Origin of the sequence: Nocardioides pelophilus, from assembly GCF_014180685.1 — a bacterium.
In the GTDB taxonomy this organism is placed as follows: domain Bacteria; phylum Actinomycetota; class Actinomycetes; order Propionibacteriales; family Nocardioidaceae; genus Nocardioides; species Nocardioides pelophilus.
Map to the genome: position 1 here is coordinate 16772 of NZ_JACEHF010000001.1, position 16516 is coordinate 33287.

Sequence of the window (16516 nt, forward strand, 5' to 3'; positions counted from 1 at the left end):
CTTCGTCAGTCGGGTGTGACGTCACGCAGCGCGCTGGTGCCGACCAGGTCGAGGAGCTTGAACTTCTGGATCTTGCCGGTGGGGGTGGCGGGCAGCTCGCCGGCGACGAACCAACGGCTGGGCACCTTGTATGGCGAGAGCCGTTCACGGCAGTGGGCGGTCAGCGACTCGACCAGGGCCGCAGGGTCCGCGGCCATGCCCAGCTCTCGCACGTGCACGGCGGCGCCGACGACCTCCCCCATCCGCTCGTCCGGGACTCCGAACACCGTTGCGCCGAGGACGGCCGGGTGCTCTGCCAGGCAGGACTCGATGCTGGCGGGAGCGATGTTCTCGCCGCCCCGGATGATCAGATCCTTGAGCCGACCCGTCAGCGTGATGTAGCCCCGCTCGTCCATCGAGCCCAGGTCCCCGGTGTGCACGAAGCCGTCAGCGTCGATGGTCCTCGCGGTCGCCTCGGCGTCGTGGAGGTACTCGACCAGCTGCTGGTAGCCACGTGCGCAGATCTCGCCGGCGCGGCCGAGCGGCACCACCTCGCCGGTGGCCGGGTCGACGATCTTGACGTCCACCTGGGGAAGGGGGTGACCCACGGTGCCCAGCTTGTCCTCACGTGAGTCACTCGGCCGGGTGGCGGTCAGCACGGGCGCCAGCTCCGTCTGACCGAAGACGTTCGTGACCGCGGCGCCGAAGGTCTGCTCGGTCGCCTCGATCATCGCGGCGGGTACGTTGGAGGCCCCACCCAGCGCCACCGCCAGCCGCGGCGCGGGCTCGGACGAGGTCCGCTGCGCCTCCAGCAGTGCCCCGAGCACGGCGGGCACGAAGAAGAGGACCTCGACGTTCTCGCGGCGCATCGTCTCCAGCACCGGCCCGGGCGCGAACTGCTCGACCAGCACCTCGGTCCCGGCCAGCCACAGCGGGCCGAGGGTGCCGATGACGCAGGCCGCGGTGTGGAACATCGGCAGGGGGTTGATGGTCACGGCGCCGGCCGGCATGTCGACGTAGTCCATGGTGAGCTTGGCGACGTTGACCAGCGAGCGGTGCCGGAGCAGCACACCCTTCGGGTTGCCGGTGGTGCCGGAGGTGTACTGCAGCATGACCGGCAGGTCGGCGTCCGTCGGCGCAGCGGCGAGGACTGCACGATCGGGCTCCTCCGCGCGCCACTGATCACGCTCCGAGAGGCTGACCAGCCGCAGGTCCGGCCGGGTCGCGGCGACCTCACGAGCCACCGAGGCCATGTCGTAGTCCCGGCTGCGGTCGGCGTGCAGCAGGACCGTGCACCGGGAGTGGTCCACGGCGTACTCCAGCTCAGGCTTGCGGAGCACGGGGTTGAGCGCCACCAGGACCACGCCCGCAAGAGCGGCTCCGTGCTGGATGAGCACCCACTCAGCGACGTTCGGCGCCCAGAGTGCTACGAAGTCACCAGGGGCCGCCAGCCGCCGCAACCCGGTCGCGATGCGCTGGGCCTCCTCGTGCAGCTCGCCGTAGCTCAGTCGCACCTCGGTCCCGTCGCCGTGCCGGTTGGCCACCAGGGCCAGGCGGTCGGGGTAGCGGTCGGCCCGGTCGGCGAGCAGACCCGGGATGGTGAGGTCACTCAGCGCCACGCTGTTGTCGGCGGTCAGGTACGAGGTCATGTGCTTCTCTCCTAGGGTGTGGCCGGCCCGAATACGGGGCGACGTTTCTCGGCAAATGCGGACACGCCTTCGGCGAAGTCGTCGCTGTCCCAGAGCAGGGTCTGGTTGCGCACTTCGAGGTCGAGCACGGCAAGCGGGTGACGCGGCTCGCCGGAGAGCATCTGCTTGATGGCGCCGAGAGCGAGCGGCGGCCCGGCGGCGAGGGTTGCGGCGTCCTCGAGAGCAGCCGCCAGGGCCGTCCCGGGGTCGACGACACGGTCGACGGGACCGATGACCCCGGCTTCGGCACCGCTGATACGAGAGCCCAGCATCAGCATCTGCCGCGCCCGGGGGGCACCGACGCGAGCAGGCAGCGAGGCGAAGATCCCCATGTCGCCGGCGAGTCCGACTCCGGTGAAGGTCGTGGCGAGGGTGGCGTCGCTCGCTGCCACCACGCGGTCGCAGGCGAGGGCGAGTGCCACGCCGGCCCCGAAGGCCGGGCCTTCCACCGCCGCGATCACCGGCTTGGGGGTGTGCCAGAGCGCGCGAATGATCCGCTGCGCCGCCTGGGCCCGCGGGGTGGTCTCGTGCCGCGGCCGGCGCTGCATCGTCGAGATGTCGCCACCGGAGCAGAACGCGCCCTCCGCCCCGGTGAGGACCACTGCGCGGACCGTGGCGTCACCGTCCGCAGCCTCGATCGCCTCGGCCAGGGCGTAGCGCAGCGACAGGTCGATCGCGTTGCGCAGGTGCGGCCGGTTCAGCGTGATGACACGGACCGCACCCCGGTCCTCGACCAGAACCGGAATCTCCACCGCGGCGCTCACCGGCCTTCGTACCTACCGGGCCGGCGCTCGATGACGGCCGCCAGCGCCTCCCGGCTGTCGGCGGTGCCGGACAGCTCGGAGACGACGCGCGCCTCCTCGGGGAGCCGCTCCGCCACCGTCGAGCCGAGGCCGTCCCAGACCAGACGCTTGGTGGCCGACAGGCCCAGGGGTGGCTGAGCCGCGAGCTCGGCGGCGAGGGTGTCGACGGCGCCCGCGAGCTCCTGGTCGGGCACCACCCGGGTGACGATGCCCATCCCGAGCGCCTCGGTCGCGGTGAGAGTCGGGTTCGTGAGCAGGATGTCCATCGCCCGGCGCAGGCCGACGATGCGCGCCAGGGTCACGGTCGTGCCGGCGTCAGGCGCCATGCCGACGCGGACCGCGCCGGAGAAGAACTTCGACCCCTCCGCCGCGACGACCAGGTCGGCCGCGCAGACCAGACCGAACCCGGCCCCGCCCGCGGCGAAGCCCTGCACCTGCGCGATGACGGGGGCCTTGAGCTGGATCAGCGCGGCAGTCGCGAGCTGCAGCCACGCGGTCGCCTCGCGAAGGTAGGCGGGGAGCTCCTCGCCCTTGCCGGCGAACGTCTTGACGTCGCCGCCGGCGCAGAAGTTGCGGCCCTCCCCGCTGAGCACGACGACTCGCACGGTCGGCTCGGCGTGGCAGCGCAGGGCGACTTCGTGCAGTGCGCGCAGCAAGTCGGCGTCGACCGCGTTCGCGACCTCGGGCCGGTTGAGCCGGATCCGGGCGATGCCGTCGGCGAGATCGAGCAGGACCGGTCCTTCGGTGACCAGAGCGGTCATGACGTGCCTTCCTTCCGGTCGGCGAAGGCCGACACGCTGGTGCCGCCGGCGTCGCCGGCGATGTGGTCAACGACGGCGTCCAGCTCGAGATCCAGACCCTTCTCGACGTCGGTGGTCAGTCCGTCGCGGACCAGCCGCTTGATGGTCTGCACCGCATCCGGACGACGGTCGGCGAGCTTCCGGGCAAAGGCGGCGACGGCCTCGTCGAACGTGTCCGCGGGGAACGACCGGTAGGCCAGCCCCCAGGCCACGGCGTCGGCGCCCGAGAGCCGGTCCCCGGAGAGGAGCAGGGCGGTCGCACGCTGGCGACCGACCAAGCGCGGCAGCCGCTGTGACCCGCCTCCGCCGGGCACCATGCCAAAGTTCACGTGGTTGTCGGAGATCCGCGCGTCGTCGCGCACCAGCACGATGTCACTGGCCTGCATCAGCTCGAACCCACCCGCCATGGCGACTCCCTCCACGGCTGCGATCACCGGCTGCGGGATCTCGCTCACCGCAGCGCACGCGTCGCGGAAGGCGGCGAAGAGGGTGCGCAGCGCTTCCCGGCCCACCGAGCGGAGTCGCTGCACCTCCTCGAAGTCCCCGCCTGCGCAGAAGTTCCCTCCGGCGCCACGGACCACCACGACCCGAACCTCGGCCGACGCCCCGACGTGGCGCAGTGCCTGCTCGAGCGCCGCGGCCAGCGCGGTGGTCACCGCATTTATGGCGCCTGGCCGATCAAGGGTCAAGGTGGCGATACCGGCGGAGATGTCGATGGTGACCGGCGTGGGCCCGTCCGCGGCCTTCACATGCCCCTCCCGCCGGAGACCTCGAGCACGGCACCGGTCATGTAGCTGGACAGGTCGGAGGCGAGGAAGGCCACCACGTTGGCGATCTCCTCGGGCTCCCCGGCACGCCGCATGGGGATAGTGGCCTCGGTGGCGGCATACGCCTCCGGGGTCATCGCCTCCGTCATCGGGGTGCGGATCAGGCCGGGCTGGATCGCGTTGACGCGGACGCCGTGGTGCGCCAGCTCCTTGGCAGCCGCCTTGGTCATGCCGACGATGCCGGCCTTGGCGGCGCTGTAGTTGGTCTGACCTGGGTTCCCGACCTTCCCGGACATCGAGGAGATGTTGATGATGCTCCCGCCCTTGGCGTCGCGCATGACCTCGCTGGCTGCACGGATGCCGAGCCAGGTGCCCTGGAGGTGGACCGTGATGACGGCCTGGAAGTTCTCGAGGGTCATCTTCCGCAGCGAGGCGTCCCGGGTGATGCCGGCGTTGTTCACCAGCACGTCGAGCCCACCGTGCTCGGCGACGGCACCGTCGACCAGGTCGGCCACGCTCTTCTCAGAGGTGACGTCGCAGGCCACGCCGCGCGCCGCTGGACCGAGGCGCGTCGCCGCGGCTACCGCTCTGTCACCGTCGAGGTCGGCGATCGTGACCTTCGCTCCCTGGTCGACGAGCACCGTGGCGATGGCGAGGCCGATGCCCTGGGCGGCACCGGTCACGATCGCGCGTCGACCCTCCAGCAGCCTCCCGCTGCCAGCGGCGCTCATGCGACGTACCTGATGATCGACTGGACCACGGCGGCCGGCTTCTCCGCCCCCTCGACCTCGATCACTGTCTCGAAGACAGCCTGCACTGCACCGTCGAGCGGAATCACCTTGAGCACCTTCGCAGCGACCCGCACCTTGCTGCCCACCCGCACGGGCGCGACGAAGCGCACCTTGTCCAGCCCGTAGTTGACCGCCATCGTCACGTCGTCCACGCGGTAGAGCTGGTTGAGCAGGGGCGGCAGCAGCGAGAGCGTGAGGAACCCGTGCGCGATCGTCGCGCCGAACGGTCCGCCGGCGGCCCGCTCGGCATCCACGTGGATCCACTGGTGGTCGCCCGTGGCGTCCGCGAACGCGTTGATGCGGGGCTGGTCGACCTCGATCCAGTCCGAGGCCCCGAGAACGTCGCCCTGCGCACCCGCGAACTCAGCGATCCCACCGTAGACCTTCATGCATCCGCCCTCCGTGTGTAGATTTTCAAATCTAAAGTAGATTATGTTGCAACACCGTTCCCGTCAACGTTCGCCCGCGCGCCCGACCCAGGAGGAACCCATGTCCGAGGCCTATATCGTCGAAGCAGTCCGCACACCGGTCGGACGCCGCAACGGCGGCCTCGCCGCCACCCATCCCGCCGACCTAGCCGCCCACCCGCTGCAGGCGCTGGTGGACCGCACCGGCGTCGACCCGGCGGCGATCGAGGACGTCGTGCTCGGGTGCCTGGACAACATTGGCGCGCAGGCCGGCGACATCGCCCGCACCGCTGCCCTCGCGGCGGGCTTCCCCGAGTCCGTCCCCGGCGTGACCATCGACCGACAATGCGGGTCGGCCCAGCAGGCCGTGAGCTTCGCCGCGATGGGCGTCGCGAGCGGCTACCAGGACCTCGTCATCGCCGGCGGCGTCCAGAAGATGAGTCAGTTCCCGATCCTCAGCGCCTTCGGCGCCGGCGAACCCTTCGGCTCCACGGACCCCTGGTCGGGCTCGGAGGGCTGGAGCCAGCGCTACGGCGACCAGGCGATCTCGCAGTTCCGCGGCGCCGAGATGATGGCCGAGCACTGGAAGCTCACCCGCGACGACTGCGAGGAGTGGGCCTACCAAAGCCACCAGCGTGCACTCGCTGCGATCGACGCCGGTCACTTCGAGCGCGAGATCGCGCCGTACGCCGGCATCTCGACCGACGAGGGCCCGCGGCGCGACACCAGCCGCGAGAAGATGGCGGGGCTGAAGACGCTCGTCCCCGGCGGCGTGCTGACCGCCGCCGTCGCCTCCCAGATCTCCGACGGTGCCGCCGCCCTCCTGATCGCCTCGGAGCAGGCGGTCAAGGACCACAACCTGACGCCGCGCGCACGGATCCACCACGTCTCCGTCCGCGGCGACGACCCGGTGATGATGCTGTCCGCACCGATCCGCGCCACCCAGCACGCCCTGAAGAAGGTCGACATGAGCATTGACGACATCGACGTGGTGGAGATCAACGAGGCGTTCGCCCCCGTGGTGCTCGCCTGGAACCGCGAGCTTGGCGCCGATCCGGCCAAGGTCAACCCCAACGGGGGCGCCATCGCCCTGGGTCACCCGATCGGCTGCACCGGAGCGCGCCTGATGACCTCGCTCCTGCACGAGCTCGAGCGCACCGGCGGACGTTTCGGCCTGCAGACGATGTGCGAGGGCGGCGGTCAGGCCAACGTGACAATCATCGAGCGGTTGGGCTGAGACGGTCATGGAGCGCACGCTGTACGACGACGACCACGAGGCCTACCGGCAGACCGTGCGGGAGTTCCTGGTCCGCGAGGTCGTCCCGCACAAGGACCAGTGGGACGACGACCGGTGGATCCCCCGTGAGGTCTTCCGGGCTGCCGCCGAGGCGGGCCTCTACGGCCTGCAGGTCCCCGAGGAGTACGGCGGCAGCGGGGTCGACGACTACCGGTTCCGCCTGGTGGTGGGCGAGGAGGTCGCCCGGGTCAACGCGATCTCGTTCAGCGTGACGCTCGGGCTGCAGGACGACCTCTTCCTCGCCTATCTCCTGGGCCGGGCGAACGATGAGCAGAAACAGCGCTGGCTGCCCGGCTTCGCCGCGGGTGAGCTCATCGGCGCGCTGGCGATGACGGAGCCGGGGACCGGCAGCGACCTGCAGGGCATCCGCACGTCCGCACGCCGGGACGGCGACCACTGGGTCGTCAACGGCCAGAAGACGTTCATCTCGAGCGGGATCATGGCTGACCTGGTGGTGCTCGCGGTCCGCACCGACCCGGACGGCGGCTCGAACGGGTTCAGCCTGCTCATGGTCGAGGCCGACTCGACACCGGGGTTCGAGCGTGGGCGCAAGCTCGACAAGATCGGCCTGCCGGCCCAGGACACCGCGGAGCTCTTCTTCACCGACGCCCGCGTCCCTGCGGCCAACCTGCTCGGCGAGGAGGGTCAGGGCCTGAAGTACCTGATGAGCCACCTGCCCCGAGAGCGCCTGGGTGTCGCCAACCAGTCCATCACGACGGCGCGCGCCATCCTCGACCAGACCGTCGCGTACCTCAAGGACCGGACCGCCTTCGGAAAGCGCCTCGTCGACTTCCAGAACACGAGGTTCGCGCTGGCGGAGATGGCCACCGAGCTAGACGTGGCTCAGACTTACGTGGACGCCTCGGTCCTGGCCTACAACGCGGGCACCTTGACGCCCGTGGAGGCGGCGAAGGGCAAGTGGTACGTCAGTGAGCTGCAGAAGCGGGTCATCGACCAGTGCCTGCAGCTGCACGGCGGCTACGGGTTCATGCGCGAGTACGCGGTGGGCAAGGCCTACGTCGACACCCGGGTCCAGACGATCTACGGCGGCACCACGGAGATCATGAAGGAGATCATCGGCCGCGACATCGCGGGCGGGCGTTGACGACATGTCCTGGTGCGCGTCCCCCGCTTCTCACCTTACATCGCGCGCCACACCACGACGTACCGGAGACCCCATGAGGACCGCCCGTCCGTCCAGCACGCTCGAGGCCCTGACCGAGGTCCTCGACCGACGGTCCAGCTGCCGCGGGTTCACCCGCGAGCCGGTCGACCCGTTGACGCTGCGACGCCTCTTCGAGGTGGCGCAGCGCACCCCCTCGTGGTGCAACTCCCAGGCGTGGCAGGTCCACCTGCTTTCCGGCACGGGCCTGGCCGCTCTGAGCGAGCGGCTAGTTGTGATGCCCAGGCACGTTGTGCGATTGGGTACGGCGCAGCTGTAGATGGGTGAAGGCCTCCCGCGGTGGAGTGGAGCTGTCTAGAAACCGCTCCGCCACAAGGAGGCCTTCATGTCCCACGCTAACGCTGCGCTCACCCCACGGCACAGGCTGCGTCTGGCTCGGTTGATCGTCGAGGAGTGCTGGCCAACGTCGCGGGCCGCAGAGTTCTACAACGTGTCCTGGCGCACGGCCGACAAATGGGCCCAGCGCTACCGGGCTGCGGGGCCGGCCGGGATGAACGACCGGTCCTCGGCCCGGCACACCCAGCACGCCAAGACTCCTCAGCCAGTGGTCCGCAAGATCGTGCACCTGCGCTGGAAGCAGCGTCTGGGACCGGTCCAGATCGGTGCCCGGCTCGGCGTGCCGCCCTCGACCGTGCACGCGGTCCTGGTCCGCTGCCGACTCAACCGGCTGTCCTATACCGACCGAGTCACCGGCGAACCAGCTCGCCGCTACGAACGCTCGCGCCCCGGCGAGCTGCTCCACGTCGACACCACCAAGTTCGGCAACATCCCCGACGGCGGCGGATGGCGCTACCTCGGCAAGCAGCAGGGCCATCGCAACCGACAGGCCACCCGCGATCGCACCGGGATCAAGTCCCGCAAGTACCACCCCAAGATCGGCACCTGCTTCGTGCACACCGTGATCGATGACTACACCCGACTGGCCTACGCCGAGTGCCACGACGACGAGCTCGCCGTCACCGCGGTCGGGGTGCTCTACCGCGCCGTGGCCTGGTTCGCCGAACACGGCGTGAGCGTCGAGCGAGTCCTCTCCGACAACGGATCGGCCTACAAGTCGGTGCTGTGGCGCGACACCTGCACCGAGCTCGGCATCACCATGAAGAAGACCCGGCCCTACCGGCCCCAGACCAACGGCAAGGTCGAACGCCTCCACCGCACCCTGGCCGACGGCTGGGCCTACCGACGCCTCTACAACTCCGAGAACGCCCGACGAGCAGCCCTGGCAGGATGGCTCCACCAGTACAACCACCACCGGCCCCACTCAGCCCTCGGCGGCCAACCACCCATCACCCGGTTGGACAACCTGGCTGGGCATCACAGCTAGTGGCCCGGGTGCTGTCCGGCCCGGAGACCCCGGACAGCCCCGGTCCCGAGCGCTACGAGGGGGTGTACGCCGAGCGGCGGCGCAGCTGCGGCATGGCCCTGTACGACGCTGTCGGCGTCGCACGGGAAGACCATGACGGCCACTCGCCCCAGATGCTGGAGATCGTCCGCTTCTTCGGCGCCCCGCACGTCGCGGTGATCACCAGCCCCAAGACGCTGGGTACCGACGGCGTAATGGACTGCGGCGCCTACGTCGCCAACCTGCTCAACCTCGCCGAGGCCTACGACCTCGGTGCGATCGCCCAGGGTGCGATCGGCATGTACGCCGATGCGGTGCGGGAGCACTTCGTGATCGCCGAGGACCGCGACGTGGTGTGCGCCGTGTCCTTGGGACACGCGGACCCCGACCACCCGGCCAACACCTTCCGCACGGATCGTGAGGAGATCGACCGGGTCGTCCAGGGTCTGCCTGCCTGAGGCCTGCCCAGGCAGTCACCCGTCACCCGACCGGGTTGACGCCGATCGTGACCTCGGACAGGTCAGAGATCTCCGACCACCGAGCGGAGACCTCCCGCAGGCTGGGCGGCTCCGGGAACGTCACCCCAGCGTTCTGGAACTGGGCCACGCGGTAGGTCTGCCCGCCGCCGACGACGAACACCGAGCCGGACTCGGCGCACTCCTCGGTGAGCAGGTACGTCACGACCGGGGCCACGAAGGCCGGCGGCAGCTTGTCGAGGAGCTCCGAGGGTGCTACGTCCTCCGTCATCCGGGTCGCGGCCATCGGCGCGATCGCGTTGACCTGGACTCCGTCGCGGGCACCCTCGATCGCCAGGGTGTGAGTCAGACCCACCAGACCGGCCTTGGCCGCGCCGTAGTTGGCCTGGCCGAAGTTGCCGAAGAGCCCGCTGGTGGAGGTGGCCATCACGATCCGGCCGAAGCCCTGGGCGCGGAAGTGCGGCCAGACCGCCTTGGACATGTGGTAGCTGCCGTCGAGATGCACGGACTGCAGGAGCTTCCATGCGTCGGTGGTCATCTTCGAGAACGACATGTCGCGCAGGATCCCGGCGTTGTTGACCAGGCCGTGCAGGGCACCGTAGGCCCCGACAGCCGTAGCCACGATCGCCGCTGCCCCCTCCTCGGTCGCCACACTGTCGTAGTTGGCGACAGCGTCGCCACCGGCGGCTCGAATTTCCGCGACAACCTCGTCCGCCATCGCGGTGCCGGCACCACTTCCGTCCCGTCCGCCGCCGAGGTCGTTGACCACGACCTTGGCGCCAACGCTGGCCAGGAAGAGGGCGTACTCACGTCCCAGGCCACCCCCGGCTCCCGTGACGATGACGACCTGACCTTCGACTCCAGCCATGTTCTCCCCTAAGGTAGTCTCGAAATCTAATTCAGATTAAGAATAGGTCATGATCGAACACCTCAGCGACCGTCTCGTCCGGATCGAGCTCCCCCTCCCCCTCCAGGGACTCAGCAGTGTCAACTGCTACGTCGTGCTGGGCGACGCGGAGACCGTCCTCGTCGATCCCGGCTGGTCCTCTCCCGAGACCGAGACCGCCCTGCGGAGCGGCTTGGACGAGCTCGGACTGTCCCCGAGCGACATCAGTCGGATCCTCACCAGCCACCATCACTGGGACCACTACACCCAAGGCCTCGCATGGCAGGAGCGCCACGACATCCCCGTCCACCTCGGCCGTGGTGACGACCGCAGCATCCACGCCTGGTTCGACCTTGAGGGGGCGTTCCCGAGACAGGTCGAGCTGCTCCGCGCCGCCGGCGCGGGCGCGCTCGCCGACGAGATCGCGGGCCTGCCCGCCACTATCCACGAGCAGGACATGGACTTCGGCCTGCCGGCGGCCTGGCTGGACGACGACGACGTGATCGAATGCGGCGGTGTGAACATCCACGTGATTGCCACGCCTGGCCACACCCGCGGGCACGTCTGCTTCGAGATCCCCGAGGAGGGCCTGCTGCTGACTGGAGACCACGTCCTGCCTCGCATCTCCCCGTCCATCGCCTACGAGCGCGAGCCGGACGCCCTGTCCCTGATCAGCTACCTGTCGTCCCTGCGCCTGGTCGCAGAGCGCCCTGACTTGCGCATGTTGCCGGCACACGGCCCGGCCGACCTCGCAGTCGGCAGCTCCCGAACCCGTGCGCTCGAGCTGCTCGAGCACCACGGCACGCGGTTGGACGTCATCACGTCCCTGGTCCGTCATGGCCGTTCGACCGCCCACGAGGTGGCCGACGCGATGACCTGGACGCGCCACCACCGTCGGCTGCGCGAGCTCGATCCCGTGCACCGGATGACCGCGGTGCTCGAGACCGAGGCACACCTGGTGCTGCTTGCTCGCCAGGACCGACTCCGTCGAACGACGATGGACGGCGTCGACCACTACCTCGACCACCAGCACTGATCGCCCAACACGTCGGAGGAAGCATGCTTTCTGGTCCGCGGTCGCCTCACCACCAGACCCAGCTCGACGTCGCGCTCGCGAGCGTCCACGACGACTCCCGCGCGGAGGCTGTCGCACGGCAGCACGCTCGGGGCAAGCAGACGGCGCGCGAGCGCATCGCGCAGCTGACCGACCCTGACAGTTTCCACGAGATCGGGGCACTCGCCCGACCGGCGGAGCCCGGTCCGGGCGGGCAACCGATCCCCGCGGACGGACTGGTCACGGGGACCGCCCGGATCGATGGTCGCCCGGTCGTGGTGCTGGCCAGTGACTACACCGCGGCAGGCGGTAGCAACGGCCTCATCGGCAACGCGAAGATGCGCCGGTGCTGGGAGATCGCTGCGACCCGCGGGATCCCAGTGGTGATGCTGTTCGATGGTGGTGGCCATCGGATCAGCGAGGGACTCGACGCACGCGAGTTCGCGGGCGGGTTCGACATTCAGGAGCTCCAGACGCGACTCTCGGGATGGGTGCCGATGGTGGCAGCCATCCTTGGCCCGGGGTACGGGCAACCCACCCTCGCTGCCGCGCTGTGCGACTACGTCGTCGCTGTCCGGGGGATTGCCAGCGTCGGGATGGCCCCTCCGGCGCTCGTCCGGGCGGCCACCGGGGAGGACGTCGACTCCGAGCAGCTCAGCAGTCCGGACGCCCAGGCGTCGTACGGCACCATTGACCTGGCGGTAGACACCGAGGAGGAGGCGCTCGACCACCTGCGCTGGTACCTCTCCTTCCTGCCCCTGAACGCGGATGCCCCGTTGCCGGTGGCTGTCGCCGCACCACCGGACCGGCATGCGGCCGCGACACTGGACGAGACGGTGCCGGCCGATCTTCGGGTCGGTTACGACATGTACGACGTCCTGGACGGCCTCCTGGACGAGGACTCGGACCTGGAGCTGAAGTCGGTTTTCGCCCCGAACTTGATCACGATGCTCGGCCGGATCGAGGGGTGTGTCGTCGGCGTGGTCGCCAGCCAGCCCGCGGTCAAGGCCGGGATGCTCGACGCTCCGGCGGCCGACAAGGCGGCGCACTTCATCTCGCTATGCGACGCCTTTGGCATCCCGGTGCTGGTCATCATGGACCTGCCCGGCCTCGCTGTCGGGGAGGAGGCCGAGCGGAGCGGACTGGCCCGAAGCAGTGCACGACTGTCTGCGGAGCTCGGTGCGGCGACGGTCCCGATGTTCACCGTCGTCGCTCGGAAGGGTTATGGCGGCGGCTACGTCATCCTTTCTGGCGGCCGGACGTTCAACCCCGAGTTGGTGGTGGCCTGGCCGCATGCCGAGACCGCGGTCATGGCGGTGGAGACAGCGATCGAGCTGGTTTACGGTCGCGAGGTGGCCTCGGCGCCTGACCCGGACGGCCGTCGCGCCGAGCTCACCGAGGGCTTCCGTGGCGGTATCGGCGCCCTGCGGGGCGCGGAAGGGTTCGGCTTCGACGCGGTGATCCGGCCGAGCGAGACGCGGGGGTGGCTCGCCGACCTGCTGCCCGACCTCCCCCGCCACGGCCAGATGCAGGTGCTCACTCCCCGTCGGCATGCCGTAGCACCTCTCTGACCTAGCTTCCGACCGGGGCGGTTTCGCCTACGTCGCGTTCGTCGTCGACGTCTTCTACCAGCGGATTCTGGACTGGCAGATCCCGGCCAACCGGCGCACCGACCTGGTCCTGACCCCTCTACGGATCAGACGGTTCACTAGTGACGGGGAAAGGAGGGTTTGGAGGACCCGGGAGATGTAGTGCTTACGCCTGGGATGAGCAGGGTGGATAGGGTGGTCGTTGTCGAACAGCCCACCCCAACCCGTTCGCCACCCAAGCGTGCATTGAGCCACTGAAGAGCCAGAGGTGCGCCGGTGAGCGCCAGACTGACATGGTCGCTAACTAGGTCGCGGACATATTTTACCCGCGCGCCCCGCTTGCACCACTTAGCGACAGTTTCGGCGGCATCAGCCTCTGGTACGAGTTCGTCCAATACAGCTTGATAAACTAGAACTGGTGCCATCGGCGTCCCCCTACGGAGCGCCATAGCCTTTAGGCCTTTCTCGACCGGGGGGAGCGCAAGGAGTCGGCTGTACGGAATCGTTAGGTATCTATTCATATTCAGCAGGGGATATAATGCTAAGTTGGACACCACGCATCTCGAGTCGCCGGAAGCCAGCAAGCGGCGTCCGGCTGGCGTGAGATGCTTCTTGAATGACGGCTTGATGATTGGGTTCCCTCGAATAATTCCCGGTAGCGTCGAAGGCAGGAAGCCTGCGAAAGGTCCTCCGTTTAGCGCTGCAAGGATCTTATCGGGGCGAGACACGAAACCTCCTACCGCAATCCCGGTGATGTTCAGCTCAGGCGCATAGCTCGGCTGCGCGATAGCAGCAGATCCGGTACCAAACGAGCCTCCGGAATAACCCCAAGCCGCTACCGGTGTGCGTACGTGGTGTTGACCGTGAGCAGCCCTCGCAGGATCCCGCCGTTCGCATCTCGCATGCTCACGATCGAGCGGGTGTTCACCACGAAGGCCCCCAGGTCGGGCAGGTATCGGAGCAGCATCGCGGTGACCGGGTCCAAGCGCGCAGTCGTCCGCTCCGCGACCGGGAGGGCGGCCCGGAGGTCGTCCACGACGGGGCGCAGCTCGGCGACCAACGGGGAGGCCCGGCGCACCAGAGGCCGAGCGACTTCCACGGTGGTGCTCAGTCGCTGGACCGTGCTGTCGACACGCTCCAGAGCGTCGGGCAACACAGCTGTGGCGTCCTGGACATCGCGCAAGGTCGGGTCGAGCTGACGGGTCAGCCGGCTAACAGCGCGGGTGGAAGCCGTGAGCTGGCGCGCGAGTGCAGGCAGCTCGGACAAGCTCGCGTCGAGGCTTTCAGACTCGCCCGACATCGAGCTCAACGTGCTGCTGAGCGCCCCGGCGAGAGCATTCAGCCGGGCATCGTCCTCCCCGACCGCCGAAGAGATCTGAGCGACGGCCGAGACGAGCGTCCGAAGCGAGGTGCGTCGCTCGTCGAGCTCGCGGAGAACAGGCGCCAGATCCTCCGTGAGACCTGTCGCCTCCTGCAGCCCGGCCGGAAGGTGCTCGTCGGCGTCCGTGAGTGCCGCGTCGGCCTCCGCGAGGAGCTTCGTCAGCGCCGTCCTCGCGCCGTCGTCCAAGTGACCCAGCACTTCGTCGAGCTGCACCGGACGCTCCGTGTTGGTGACGGGCAGCGTCGTGCCCTCCTCGACCTCTTCGGCGGGCGGCCCACCGGGATCGATCTCGACGTACATCTCGTTGAGCGGGCTCTTGGGACGGAGGACGAGCGTGGCGTTCTCGTACACAGGGTGTCCCGGCTCGAGGGTCATCTCCAACTCGGCCCGACCCTGGTCGTTCACCCGAGCGTCGGTGATCTGGCCCACGATCACGCCGTACATCCGGACCTCCTGGCCGTTGCCCGGCGCGACGCCCGGCACGGCCTCGAACTCCGCAGCGAACTCGAACTTGTCCGCCCACGGCGCGGTGAACCGTTGATTGGTGAGCACCCACGTGCCGGCGATCGTGGCCACCACGACGAGTGCGACCATCACGACGACGTTCTTCTTCAGCCCTGGCTCGGTGCGAACTCGCTCCCAGTTTCGCCTCAGTCGTGCGCGCGCGCTCATCGATGCCCTCCAGCAAGCAGGTCGTCCAGCAGGTCGTTGAGCGAAGGTGTTCCAGGCGCCGACGGTGCCCCGTCGTGCGGTGGCACGGTCTCGACAGGCTCGGGAAGGTAGAAGGCGGCTGTCAGAATCTTGAACATCTGCTCGATCGAGATGGGGGTGCCACCGATGCTGCTGCTGCCGACCCCCGGCTGGAACGAGATCGCGTGGCCGTTGTTGTCGACCATCCCCGTCGCACGGTCCAGGTTGGCGAACATGTAGGCAAGCTCCTGGTAGAGCGGCTCGTCGGTCTCGCTCATCGAGTACGGGCCCTTGCCGTGGTAGTCGCTGCGAAGCCAGGGCACGAGCTCGCGGTTCACCCGGTCGATGACGGGCCCCCCGATGTCCGTGACCACGTGGTCGGCGCTGATCGCCGTCGGCACGAGGTCATCGAGCAGGGGCCGGGCCGACTGGATCAGACCGCGCAGGTCGGCGACGAGTGGTCGGCTATCCCAGATCACGGGCTGAGCGGTGTCCAGAGTGGTACGGAGCTGCCTCACGAGGGGCCTGGTCTCGGCGGAGACCTCACGCAAGGTCGTGAGGGTACGTCCCAGGTCGTGCAGACCCGCCTCCGTGGCCGGCAGCGTCTCGGGCAGCTCGGCGATCGCTGCCGCGAGCTCCGGGGAACGGCGTCCCAGAACTGACATCACGACCGCAAGATCGCCGAGGATCGCGTCGAGACGGTCATCGGCCGGCAGCGCCCGGGCCGTGTTCTCGAGTCCGGACACGATTGACCTGAGGTCATGGTGTGGTCGCTCCCCGCGCGTCGCCCTCAGGACGTCAGCCGCCGGAGCCAAGGTGTCCGGTGCCGTCTCCAAAAGACGCCGCAGCGCGCGCCGTCCGGTGCGTTCCAAGGAACTCTCCAGCTCTCCGGTCGCGACCTGCATGCCCTTAAGAGCCGCGGGCTGCAGTGCACGCGCCACCTTGTCCAGCTCGACGGGAACAGCCGTACGGCTGCTGGGGATCGATCGTGCCTCGAAAGCACCAGGATCGCCTCCGGGCTCGAGATCCACGAAGTAGGAACCACCGAGCAGCGTGGTGGGCCGGATGGTGGCGGAGGGCTCGCTGCCCAGCGAGTCGAGGACGTCGTCCTCTACCTTGAGCGTGACCACCGCGCCGTCGCCGTCCTTCTCGACCGCGGTGACCTTGCCGACGACCACGTAAGCGACCTTGACCCGGCTGACGTCGGGGCGGAGTTTGTAGGCGCGATCGAAGTGAACCTCAATCGTGGAGCCCGGCATAAGCATCGACCCGATCCGGTCCTTGCTGAACAAGCCGACAGCCGCGAGAACGGTGACGACGACCAGCACCACGCCGAGCCGGGCAGACGTGCTGGGTGCGAAGGCGCGAAGCGCGCTGGCCGGT

Annotated in this window: 17 protein-coding genes; 7 read left to right on the forward strand and 10 right to left on the reverse strand. The window is 69.0% G+C overall.

All coding sequences use genetic code 11. The annotated features are described in order from the left end of the window. Positions 1-5 precede the first annotated feature (5 nt). From H0488_RS00085 to H0488_RS00110, 6 genes are read right to left on the reverse strand one after another with little or no spacing between them, the layout of a single operon-like run. The gene (locus H0488_RS00085; protein ID WP_183097288.1) at positions 6-1628 is read right to left on the reverse strand and encodes a class I adenylate-forming enzyme family protein; all 1623 of its coding nucleotides are present in this window, start codon (positions 1626-1628) and stop codon (positions 6-8) included. 11 nt (positions 1629-1639) lie between these two features. After that, entirely contained in the window at positions 1640-2419 is a 780-nt protein-coding gene (locus H0488_RS00090) for an enoyl-CoA hydratase/isomerase family protein (RefSeq protein ID WP_220794052.1), read from the reverse strand. Positions 2420-2427: 8 nt separating this feature from the next. Next, the gene (locus H0488_RS00095) at positions 2428-3231 is read right to left on the reverse strand and encodes an enoyl-CoA hydratase/isomerase family protein (RefSeq protein ID WP_183097289.1); all 804 of its coding nucleotides are present in this window, start codon (positions 3229-3231) and stop codon (positions 2428-2430) included. Then, positions 3228-4019, reverse strand: a complete 792-nt coding sequence (locus tag H0488_RS00100; protein WP_220794053.1) for an enoyl-CoA hydratase/isomerase family protein — start codon at positions 4017-4019, stop codon at positions 3228-3230. The genes H0488_RS00095 and H0488_RS00100 overlap by 4 nt, the downstream gene beginning before the upstream one ends. Next, positions 4016-4768 carry a 3-oxoacyl-ACP reductase FabG gene (gene fabG / locus H0488_RS00105; protein ID WP_183097290.1) on the reverse strand — a complete coding sequence of 251 codons (753 nt, stop codon included), beginning with the start codon at positions 4766-4768 and terminating at the stop codon, positions 4016-4018. Before fabG ends, H0488_RS00100 begins: the two co-directional genes overlap by 4 nt. Beyond that, the gene (locus tag H0488_RS00110) at positions 4765-5217 is read right to left on the reverse strand and encodes a MaoC family dehydratase (protein WP_183097291.1); all 453 of its coding nucleotides are present in this window, start codon (positions 5215-5217) and stop codon (positions 4765-4767) included. The genes fabG and H0488_RS00110 overlap by 4 nt, the downstream gene beginning before the upstream one ends. A gap of 100 nt (positions 5218-5317) precedes the next feature. Here H0488_RS00110 and H0488_RS00115 point away from each other — a divergent pair, with 100 nt between their 5' ends. The 5 genes from H0488_RS00115 to H0488_RS00135 all read left to right on the forward strand — a co-directional run bounded on the left by H0488_RS00115 (position 5318) and on the right by H0488_RS00135 (position 9515). Further along, complete coding sequence (locus H0488_RS00115; protein ID WP_183097292.1) at positions 5318-6472, forward strand: acetyl-CoA C-acetyltransferase; 1155 nt, start codon at positions 5318-5320, stop codon at positions 6470-6472. A 7-nt stretch (positions 6473-6479) separates the two neighbouring features. Next, complete coding sequence (locus H0488_RS00120) at positions 6480-7637, forward strand: acyl-CoA dehydrogenase family protein (RefSeq protein ID WP_183097293.1); 1158 nt, start codon at positions 6480-6482, stop codon at positions 7635-7637. A 73-nt stretch (positions 7638-7710) separates the two neighbouring features. Further along, the gene (locus tag H0488_RS00125; protein WP_183097294.1) at positions 7711-7974 is read left to right on the forward strand and encodes a nitroreductase family protein; all 264 of its coding nucleotides are present in this window, start codon (positions 7711-7713) and stop codon (positions 7972-7974) included. 66 nt (positions 7975-8040) lie between these two features. Then, positions 8041-9039, forward strand: coding sequence for an IS481 family transposase (locus H0488_RS00130; protein ID WP_183097295.1), 999 nt, complete (start codon positions 8041-8043; stop codon positions 9037-9039). Next, positions 9039-9515, forward strand: a complete 477-nt coding sequence (locus H0488_RS00135; protein WP_220794054.1) for a nitroreductase family protein — start codon at positions 9039-9041, stop codon at positions 9513-9515. Before H0488_RS00130 ends, H0488_RS00135 begins: the two co-directional genes overlap by 1 nt. Positions 9516-9537: 22 nt before the next feature. Here H0488_RS00135 and H0488_RS00140 read toward each other — a convergent pair whose 3' ends face one another. After that, positions 9538-10401, reverse strand: a complete 864-nt coding sequence (locus H0488_RS00140; RefSeq protein ID WP_183097297.1) for an SDR family NAD(P)-dependent oxidoreductase — start codon at positions 10399-10401, stop codon at positions 9538-9540. A 49-nt stretch (positions 10402-10450) separates the two neighbouring features. On the opposite strand from H0488_RS00140, the gene H0488_RS00145 reads away from it, so the two are divergent. Together H0488_RS00145 and H0488_RS00150 are read left to right on the forward strand one after the other, a co-directional pair. Further along, positions 10451-11455, forward strand: coding sequence for an MBL fold metallo-hydrolase (locus tag H0488_RS00145; RefSeq protein WP_183097298.1), 1005 nt, complete (start codon positions 10451-10453; stop codon positions 11453-11455). Positions 11456-11478: 23 nt separating this feature from the next. Further along, positions 11479-13044: an acyl-CoA carboxylase subunit beta gene (locus H0488_RS00150; RefSeq protein WP_183097299.1), complete on the forward strand. Its 1566-nt coding sequence runs from the start codon at positions 11479-11481 to the stop codon at positions 13042-13044. A 137-nt stretch (positions 13045-13181) separates the two neighbouring features. Here the strand turns inward: H0488_RS00150 and H0488_RS25205 are convergent, their stop codons facing one another. The 3 genes from H0488_RS25205 to H0488_RS00160 form a co-directional block, all read right to left on the reverse strand. Continuing rightward, positions 13182-13850 (reverse strand): lipase family protein, encoded by a 669-nt coding sequence (locus H0488_RS25205; protein ID WP_376768436.1) that lies wholly within the window; start codon positions 13848-13850, stop codon positions 13182-13184. A gap of 47 nt (positions 13851-13897) precedes the next feature. After that, positions 13898-15037: an MlaD family protein gene (locus H0488_RS00155; protein ID WP_246371253.1), complete on the reverse strand. Its 1140-nt coding sequence runs from the start codon at positions 15035-15037 to the stop codon at positions 13898-13900. A gap of 74 nt (positions 15038-15111) precedes the next feature. After that, complete coding sequence (locus tag H0488_RS00160) at positions 15112-16461, reverse strand: MlaD family protein (protein WP_220794056.1); 1350 nt, start codon at positions 16459-16461, stop codon at positions 15112-15114. Positions 16462-16516 lie beyond the last annotated feature (55 nt).

Coding starts and splice junctions, on each gene's coding strand:
- H0488_RS00115 (WP_183097292.1), top strand. CDS start 5,318: ATGTCCGAGGCCTATATCGTCGAAGCAGTCCGCACACCGGTCGGACGC.
- H0488_RS00085 (WP_183097288.1), bottom strand. CDS start 1,628: ATGACCTCGTACCTGACCGCCGACAACAGCGTGGCGCTGAGTGACCTC.
- H0488_RS00145 (WP_183097298.1), top strand. CDS start 10,451: ATGATCGAACACCTCAGCGACCGTCTCGTCCGGATCGAGCTCCCCCTC.
- H0488_RS00120 (WP_183097293.1), top strand. CDS start 6,480: ATGGAGCGCACGCTGTACGACGACGACCACGAGGCCTACCGGCAGACC.
- H0488_RS00095 (WP_183097289.1), bottom strand. CDS start 3,231: ATGACCGCTCTGGTCACCGAAGGACCGGTCCTGCTCGATCTCGCCGAC.
- H0488_RS00130 (WP_183097295.1), top strand. CDS start 8,041: ATGTCCCACGCTAACGCTGCGCTCACCCCACGGCACAGGCTGCGTCTG.
- fabG (WP_183097290.1), bottom strand. CDS start 4,768: ATGAGCGCCGCTGGCAGCGGGAGGCTGCTGGAGGGTCGACGCGCGATC.
- H0488_RS00140 (WP_183097297.1), bottom strand. CDS start 10,401: ATGGCTGGAGTCGAAGGTCAGGTCGTCATCGTCACGGGAGCCGGGGGT.
- H0488_RS00150 (WP_183097299.1), top strand. CDS start 11,479: ATGCTTTCTGGTCCGCGGTCGCCTCACCACCAGACCCAGCTCGACGTC.
- H0488_RS00155 (WP_246371253.1), bottom strand. CDS start 15,037: ATGGTCGCACTCGTCGTGGTGGCCACGATCGCCGGCACGTGGGTGCTC.
- H0488_RS00125 (WP_183097294.1), top strand. CDS start 7,711: ATGAGGACCGCCCGTCCGTCCAGCACGCTCGAGGCCCTGACCGAGGTC.
- H0488_RS00110 (WP_183097291.1), bottom strand. CDS start 5,217: ATGAAGGTCTACGGTGGGATCGCTGAGTTCGCGGGTGCGCAGGGCGAC.